Below are 5,987 nucleotides of genomic sequence, written 5' to 3' on the forward strand. Positions count from 1 at the left end.
ATTGGCCTCCACGATGGCCAGGATCTGCTCTGTGGAGAGGGGACTCCTGGGGTCCAGTTGGCAGACCAGCTGGGAGCCGTCGAAGACCACCTGTTTCATGCCGAGTTTGCGGGCCAGGACCCGAAGTTCCATGATGCCGAGGAGGTTCTCGGCCTCGATGGGCATGGGGCCGAAGCGATCCGCGAGCTCCATCCCCATCGCCTCGATCTCTTCCTCGGATTCCCTGCTGGAGAGCCTCTTGTAGATGTCGATGCGTGTCCCCGGGTCGGCCACGTAGGACTCCGGCAGGAACGCCGAGACCTTCAGGTTGAGCTCGGGGTCGATCTCCTCCTCGACCTTCTTGCCGGTGAGGATCCTCACCTCGCGGTCGAGGAGCTTGGCGTACATCTCGTAGCCCACCGCGGCCACGTGCCCCGACTGCGCGCTGCCGAGGAGATTGCCGGACCCTCGGAACTCGAGGTCGTGCATCGCTATCTGGAAGCCGGAGCCCAGCTCCGTGAATCGCTTGAGCACCGTGAGGCGCTTCTTGGCGATCGTGGACATCGTGCCGTCCGGCGGGGTGAGGAGATACGCCTGCGCCCTGACGCTCGACCGGCCGACGCGGCCGCGCAGCTGGTAGAGCTGGGCGAGCCCCATCGTGTCCGCGCGGTTGACGATGATCGTGTTCGCTGAAGCGATGTCCAGCCCCGACTCGATTATCGTGGTGCAGAGGAGGACGTCCGCTTCCTTCGCCAGGAACTTGAACATCACCTCCTCGAGCTTGTGCTCCGGCAGCTGCCCGTGCCCCACGACTATGCGCGCCTCGGGCACGAGTTTTTTCAGCCTGTCGTGCATGGAGCCGATGGTCTCCACGCGGTTGTGCACGAAGAAGACCTGACCGCCGCGCGCCATCTCGCGGATGATCGCCTGCCTCACGATACCGTCGTCGAACGGCGCCACGTGAGTGGTGATGGAGAGGCGATCGGCCGGCGGCGTGTTTATGATGCTGATGTCGCGTATGCCGGTGAGCGACATGTTGAGCGTGCGGGGAATGGGTGTGGCGGTCATGGCGATCACGTCCACGACCTGGCGCATCTTCTTTATCCGCTCCTTGTGCTTCACGCCGAAGCGGTGCTCCTCGTCGATGATGAGGAGACCGAGCCGCCTGAACGAGACGTCCTTGGAGAGGAGCCTGTGCGTGCCTATCGCTATGTCTATCCTGCCGTCCTTGATCCCCTCGATCGCCTTCTTGATCTCGCCGGCGGAGCGGAATCGCGAGAGCATCTCTATGGAGATCGGGGTGCCGGCGAAGCGCTTCACGAACGACTCGTAGTGCTGCATCGCCAGCACCGTGGTCGGCACCAGCACCGCCACCTGCGTGCCGTGCAGCGCTGCCCTGAAGGCGGCGCGCATCGCGACCTCGGTCTTTCCGTAGCCCACGTCGCCGCAGACGAGCCTGTCCATCGGCCTCTCCAGCCCCATGTCGCCCATTATGTCGTCGATGGCGCGGAGCTGGTCCGGCGTCTCGTCGAACGGAAAGGCTGCAGCGAATTCCTCGTACTCGTTGCCCCCCTCCTTGAACCTGATGCCGGGATAGACCTCGCGCGCGGCGTAGATCGCCAAGAGCTCCTTCGCCATGAGCCTGATCTCGCGCGTGACCTTTGTCCGCATGTTCTCCCAGCGCGCCCCTCCCAGCCTGTCGAGCGGGGGAGGGGAGTCGCCGGAGCCGATGTAGCGGCCGACCAGGCCCAGCCTGTAGACCGGCAGGTAGAGCTTGTCTCCGCCTAAGTATTCGATGAGCAGGTAGTCCCCCTCGCTGCCTTCGATGGCCAGGTGCGCGAGCCCCGCGTAGCGTCCTATGCCGTGCTGCTCGTGCACGAGATAGTCTTTCTCCGAGAGCTCCGTGAAGGAGGTGAAGGGCTCCATGGGCTTCGAGCTCTTGACCTTGCGGCCGGATTTGGTGCCGAAGATCTCGGCGTCGGTTATGATCGCGAGCCGCTCGGCCTCCCAGCGGAAGCCCGCGGAGAGCCTGCCCGTGAGGAGCCTGACCGCGTGAGAGCTCATCTCGCCGAGCGCTTCGAACGGCGCGTCCAGCGAGAGGATCTCGATCCCTTGCCACTTGAAGAGGTCGCGCAGCCTCTCGGCCTGCATCTGGGTGTGGCAAGACAAAAGCACGCGCCAGCCGTTTCTTCGCCACTCCCCGAGGCGCGAGGCCAGCGGGGCGAGCATGTCCTCGCCGCTCCTGTGGCCCTCGATCATCGGCCTCACGTCTGCGTTGCCTATCGTGTCTGCATTGAGCGAGGCGATGCCTTCCTCACCTTCCATCTTGAGGGCGTTGAATCTGATCGATCTGCGGGTTTTGATTTCCCCGGCGAGCTGCTCCGCGGTGAGGACTATCTCGTCCGGCGCGATCATCCTCTCCGGGCTCTGCGTGTCGCGCGCGAGCTCCTCCACCTCCTTGCGATGTGCGATGGCCGCCGCTTCAACGTCGGAGGGCTCGTCCAGGAGGACGAACGCATCTGCGGCGAGGTAGTCGAAGAGGCTCTCGGTCTTGTCGTGGAACAGGGGCATGAGCGTCTCGATGCCGGAGACCGCGATCCCCTCGTGGATCGCCTCGATCAGCGCGCGCCTCTCGTGCGCGTGGAGCTCCGATCCCTCCGAGCGCTCGCGTATGCGATGCGCGGCCCTGTCGCGCGAGGGCGCGTCGAACGGGAAGTCGCGCACCGGCACGATCAGGATCTCGGTCGTCTCCTCGCGCGAGCGCTGCGACGCGGGATCGAAGAGGCGCATGGAGACGATGCGGTCCTCCTCGAACTCCAGGCGCACCGGCGCCTCCGACGTCGGGGGCCAGAGGTCCAGGATCCCGCCGCGCCGGGCGAAGCTGCCCTCGTCCTCCACCAGCCCCACGTCCTCGTAGCCGTATTGCGCGAGGTAGGAGCAGATCTCGTAAGGGTCCGCTGACTCGGCCTTGCGGATGCGGCGCGCGGCAGCGGTGATGTAGTGCTTGGGCGGGACCCTGCGCATGATCGCAGGGGCCGGAGCCACGACGATGAGCGGCACCGAATGCGCGAGCTCGTAGAGCGCGTAGAGGCGGTCGGCCCATTCGTCCGGTTCCGGCGAGAGTCTGGAGTAGGGGAGCGCTGCGCCGTCCGGGAAGAGCTTGAGCCTGCGCTTATCATCCGGGTGGATGAACGCGGCGCAGTCGTCGACCAGCTCCTGCGCGCGTTCGGGCGTGGATGTGATGACCGCGATGGTCCTTGTGGGGAACTTTCGGGCGAGCGTCGCCAGCACGAGCCCCTTTGCAGCGCCGTGGAGCCCGTCGATATCTATCGTCTTCTCCGCGCCTTCCGCGGTCCTGACGATCTCTTGCAGCGAAACCGACATCTTGGGGCTTTGTACGTGAAAAGAATAGAGAACGCAACCTTGTACGACTTTATTTCTCTCTTGCTGCGAGGGCGCGACGGACCATGAAGTCAACGTTCTCGGACATGTCCATCGGCTCTATCCTGATCCCGGGATGCTCCGCATGGAAGACCCTGAATATCTCGTCGGCGAACGCCTGGCCCACGCCGACCACATCCGAGAAATCCAGCATTACCTCCTTGAATCGCTCCAGCGAGTGCAGGAGACGCTTTGCCTGCGAGCGCGAGACGTAGGATTCGCCGGATTCAAAGAGCTTCACCGTCACTTTCGTGCGGTCGAATTTGAACTCCTCGCTCGTGTACTCGGCGAAGAGGTCCGCCAGCTTCCTTTTGGAATCCGCCTCTATCTCGAACAGGACCCGCGTGCCCTTGAGGAAGCGGATGTCCTCGAGGAATACGTCGCTGATCCGATTGTCCACGATAAGCCTCTTTCCGTGGCTCTCGAGCACGAAGCGGTCGGCGATCTTCGAGGTGAAGAATATCCCCTCGCCGGAATGGCGATCGGGCTGCGTCGTCTGCTTGCCCTTGAGTAGGTCCTCTATCGCCTCCATCTCGGATGCGAGGGAGAGCCTCTTCATTATGTTCGCAAAGACGCCGACGCCCATGTCGCGCACTGTGAAGGAGCATGCCCCGCGATCGGACGAGACCTCGGTGTCTATGAATTGCGAGCCGGAGTGGTCGATGGCGTTGTTGAGCATTTCGGTAAAGGAGTACTGCAGATTAGCCAGCGCGTTTTCAGAGAGCCCCGCGAGCAGACCCTCCTGAGATTGAAGATCTGCAAGGATGCGGTCTTCGGACGCGCCCTTTGCCTTTATCCGTTTGCTGAAGCTCTTTGCCTTTGCCGCGGTCCTGGTCCTGGCCTCGGGGGAGTTGAATATATAGAAGGCCGTGCGTCTGGAACTGCCCTGCCTGATGATAGCCCCCTCTCTCAGGAAGGCCTGTAAGTGGCGATGGACCGCCTGGCGGCTGACGTCGAATTTCTCCATCAGCTCGGCCGAGGTAAACCTCCCCCTCTTTCTAATATACTGTAATATCTGGCTTTTTAGAATAGCCATATCAACCTATATTCTATATCAAATCAACATATTATCAACATAAATTTACGATCATATCAACATGCCCCCTTGAGGCACAGCCACACAATATCTGAAGCCATCAAGCAACTTTCAGGGGAATCAGATCCGATAATAATGATAGGGTTTCGTGTTGCCCTCGTGCGCGTTTGGGCCTATAATGCGCCGGAAAGCATAGAAAAATCATAGCGTTTCAGGAGGTTCCCCGCACGTGTCGAACGTCTCGATAGAGCAGAGATACCAGCAACTCATGGATCTGGTGCAGCGCAACGCGCCGATGGAGGAGATCCAGCAGGCCGAGGTGGAGCTGGCCGATGCGGTCCAGCGCGCGCCGTTCGAGGTGAGGGAGGGCACGCCGTTCTTTCAGCAACTCGCGCAGAAGCTCGACGCCACGCAAGCCTTCCAGCACTTCAAGCTCCTCAACGGCAGGGTGGTGGACGATCGGCGCGACCAGTTCATGGGTAAGCCGGCCGAGCCCTCCGCTGATACGGCGAAGGCGACGCAGGAGGCGCGGGTAGCGCAGGAGATGAAGGCAGCGCAGGAGGCGCAGATAAAGGAGGCGGTGAAGGAAGCCGCCAAGGATACTGCCAGGGCCTCTGCGGAGGAATCGGCGAAAAAGGCCGAGGTTAAAGAGGGGACCAAGGCCGCGGCGGGGCTCAAACTCCCGGCCGGTCTGGATCAGAAGGCCGCGTCCAAGCGAGTGGACGAAATGCTCTCGCGCTTTGAGAAACTCGTGGTCGAGCGCTTCGAGCAGGGCAAGGCGGTGGCAAACGAGAGCGCCGATGGTCTGCCGCACTTCAACGCCAAGACAGAGGCTGAATGGAAGCAGTTCTTCCTCAATTTTCTGGACCGCACGGTAGCCAAGAAGGCGCTGCTCGAAGACATAAAGCAGTTCTTCATGCGCGGCGTCGTGCAGAAGGGGGCCAAGGGGATATTCATAGGAGATTTGCTACTCGCCAACGGTCGCACCGAGAAGTTCGTCCGTTTTTCCATACTCGCGGAGGCGCTTGCGAAGCTCAAGGCCATGATGCCCGGCAGTCAGGTGACGAAGGAGATGCTGGGCAAGCTCACGGGCGAGGAGCTCATGTACCTTGCGCTCGCCGCGTCGCGCGGCAGCGAGTTCGCGTTCCAGCAGGAGGCTGCGAAGGGGCGCTTCGGGCTCGCCAGGGCCGAGGCCCAGGCGGCGGAGAAGCTCGGCATCACTCTGGAACAGCAGCTGCAGAAGAAGACGAAATTTCTCAAGGGCAAGAAGGGCGGCCGCGGCATGGCCTGGTATGACCGCGACTCCGAGCCCGAGGAGCTGCCGTACCAGTTCGTGCCCTGGTGGCAGTGGGGGAATCTCAAGAACACCGGTTCCACAAAGTGGGTCACCCGCGTCTTCTACGGTTCTCTCTTCATCCTCTCCCTGGTAGGGATAGCGCTGCTCACTGCGAGGCTTCTGTCAGGGCACTGACCCGGGGCTCGATTTTTTTCAGATAATTCAATCTGGGGGCGACGATGACCAAGACTGCGC

3 protein-coding genes are annotated in these 5,987 nt (G+C 62.1%); 1 reads left to right on the forward strand and 2 read right to left on the reverse strand.

The features are described 5' to 3' along the window. Both mfd and WC683_18935 read right to left on the reverse strand, forming a co-directional pair. The coding region (gene mfd / locus WC683_18930; GenBank protein ID MFA4974686.1) for a transcription-repair coupling factor at window positions 1-3,363 on the reverse strand (3,363 nt) is incomplete at its 3' end. A gap of 49 nt (window positions 3,364-3,412) precedes the next feature. Then, complete coding sequence (locus WC683_18935; GenBank protein MFA4974687.1) at window positions 3,413-4,456, reverse strand: DUF4325 domain-containing protein; 1,044 nt, start codon at window positions 4,454-4,456, stop codon at window positions 3,413-3,415. A gap of 229 nt (window positions 4,457-4,685) precedes the next feature. On the opposite strand from WC683_18935, the gene WC683_18940 reads away from it, so the two are divergent. Continuing rightward, window positions 4,686-5,927, forward strand: a complete 1,242-nt coding sequence (locus tag WC683_18940; protein MFA4974688.1) for a hypothetical protein — start codon at window positions 4,686-4,688, stop codon at window positions 5,925-5,927. Window positions 5,928-5,987: the final 60 nt, after the last annotated feature.

It is taken from the genome of bacterium, from assembly GCA_041648665.1.
In the GTDB taxonomy this organism is placed as follows: Bacteria; UBA10199; UBA10199; order 2-02-FULL-44-16; family JAAZCA01; genus JAFGMW01.